Origin of the sequence: Xanthocytophaga agilis, assembly GCF_030068605.1 — a bacterium.
Classification (GTDB): Bacteria; Bacteroidota; Bacteroidia; order Cytophagales; family 172606-1; genus Xanthocytophaga; species Xanthocytophaga agilis.
This window is the reverse complement of sequence record NZ_JASJOU010000048.1, coordinates 1-976: the sequence shown is the minus strand read 5'-3', so window position 1 is coordinate 976 and position 976 is coordinate 1. Positions and strand designations below refer to the sequence as shown.

Here is a 976-nt window from a genome sequence, read left to right as displayed (position 1 = left end):
CTTTATGGTAAAGGTGCACAACAAAAGAAAACTGCCAGCGATACCTATAAGTTTTGTTCCTGTCTTCATACTTTATTATTACACAGCATTATTATTATTACACTGCATTATTACAGTGTAAAATTGGAAAATGCCGAATTTATAAAATTGTAAAAATGCGACAAGACTAATCCGTTCCGTAAAAAAGCGAGGACATCTTTAAATTATCTCCGTAAAATTCCTTTGGTGTAAAACCCGTTAGCTCTTTAAAATCTTTTGTAAAATGAGCTTGGTCATAGTACTCATTTTCATAAGCTAAAGAAGTAAGATTTGTAAACTGTTTATTAAGTAGCATTTTAAGTATAGACTGCAAGCGTATCATTTTTGAAATCTGCTTTGGGCTTAAACCAATGGCTGATGAAAATTTGCGTTCCACTTGCCTGCGGTTGATAGTGGTTTGTTTGGAAACTTCATTAATCGAAAGCTGCCCGCTGGCTGATAAAATAGTTTCGAGAGTAGATTTTACAACATAGTCAATAGTCGTAACTTCAGTCAGTCGGTTCAATAAAAAACTCTCAGTAAGTTTTATCCTTTCCAACGCTGTATGAGCATTTAAAATATTTTGCTCGATTTCTTTTCCGGCATTTCCAAAAAGTTGCCCCAATGGTATAGCTGTGTTTTCCATTTTCTTTACATGAATAGTTGCAAAAGGCAAAAATCCGTTTGGGTGGAAACGAACGGAAAAAATACCTGTTTCTCCCATTGGCTCAATTTCAAGTGGTCGTGTCAGTTGCCCGATCACAAAGCATTTCGGCTGTACAATACAATTGCCTTGTTCGGTATATTGCTTGTATAAATCGCCATAATGAAAAATCATTTCCATACAACCATCGGGAACAATGGTTTGCTTTTTGGGTGTATCTTCTTTTGGATTTTCTAAAGTCCAGTAGCATTTGATAAGTGTGGCTAAATCTTCACACGGTTTGTAGGTTCGATA

1 protein-coding gene is annotated in these 976 nt (G+C 35.6%); it reads right to left on the bottom strand.

Going from position 1 to position 976, the window contains the following annotated elements:
- Positions 1-166: 166 nt before the first annotated feature.
- On the bottom strand, positions 167-976 hold an 810-nt coding region (locus QNI22_RS40120), incomplete at its 5' end, for a DUF6597 domain-containing transcriptional factor (protein ID WP_314520310.1).